This window comes from Streptomyces hirsutus (assembly GCF_001418415.1).
In the GTDB taxonomy this organism is placed as follows: Bacteria; Actinomycetota; Actinomycetes; order Streptomycetales; family Streptomycetaceae; genus Streptomyces; species Streptomyces hirsutus.
In genome coordinates this window covers 1-1,059 of the sequence record NZ_LIQT01000715.1, presented here as the reverse complement: position 1 = coordinate 1,059, position 1,059 = coordinate 1, and the positions used below count along the sequence as shown (strand labels likewise).

Here is a 1,059-nt window from a genome sequence, read left to right as displayed (position 1 = left end):
CGCGCGCATGCGCGCGGGCGACGACTCGGCGTACGAGGAGCTGTACCGGCGTCACGCGGAAGCGGTGCGCCGGTACGCCGGTACGTGCTGCCGGGACGCCCACACCGCGGACGACCTGACCGCCGAGGTCTTCGCCCGCGTGCTCCAGGCGGTGCGCGGCGGTTCGGGCCCCGAGCACGCCGTACGCGCGTACCTGCTCACGACCGTACGACGGGTGGCGGCGTCCTGGACCCGGTCGGCGAAGCGCGAGCAACTGGTCGACGACTTCGCGGCCTTCGCCACCCAGGCCGCGCGCCTTCCGCACGTGTCCGACACCGATGCCCTGGACCTGGGCGCGGACGTACGGGCGATGCACGAGGCCGAGCAGTCCATGGCCATGCAGGCGTTCAGGTCGCTGCCGGAGCGCTGGCAGGCGGTGCTGTGGCACACCGAGGTCGAGGACGAGTCGCCGAGCACGGTCGCCGTGCTCTTCGGCCTGGACGCCAACGGCACCCGCGTCCTGGCCAGCCGCGCCCGTGAGGGCCTGAAGCAGGCGTACCTCCAGGCGCACGTCAGCGCGACCCTCACCGACGACGAGGAGTGCGCCCGCTACGCCGACCAGCTCGGCACGTACGCGCGCGGCCGGCTGCGCACCCGCGCCGAACGGGGACTGCGGGGGCACCTGGACGCATGCGCGCGGTGCCGGCTGGCGGCCGTCCAGGTCCAGGAAGTCGCCGGCGGCATCCCCTCCCTGGTGCCCGTGGCCGTCATCGGCTGGTTCGGCGCCGCCGGGTACGCCAAGGCGGCCGGTCTCCTCGCCGGAGGCACGGCCGCCGCGGGAGCGGCGGGCGCGGCCGGTGCGGTCGGCACCGGTGGCTCGGGCGGAGCGGTCGGCGCGGCGGCCTCGGAGGGGCTGGCCGCACCGGTGAAGGCGGGCCTGGCGGCCGGTGTGGTCGCGGTGGCGACGGCGGCGGCCCTCGCCTTCGCCCTCTCGGGCGACGAGAAACCCTCCGAGGAGCCGAAGGCCGCCCCGCCCGCCTCGTCCCCCGTGCTCCGCGAGGAGCCCTCACCGCCCTCGGA

General features: G+C 76.4%; 1 protein-coding gene. It reads left to right on the top strand.

Annotation, left to right across the window (positions count from 1 at the left end):
- Window positions 1-7 precede the first annotated feature (7 nt).
- A partial coding sequence (locus AOK11_RS37795; RefSeq protein WP_240497644.1) for an RNA polymerase sigma factor occupies window positions 8-1,059 on the top strand: 1,052 nt, incomplete at its 3' end.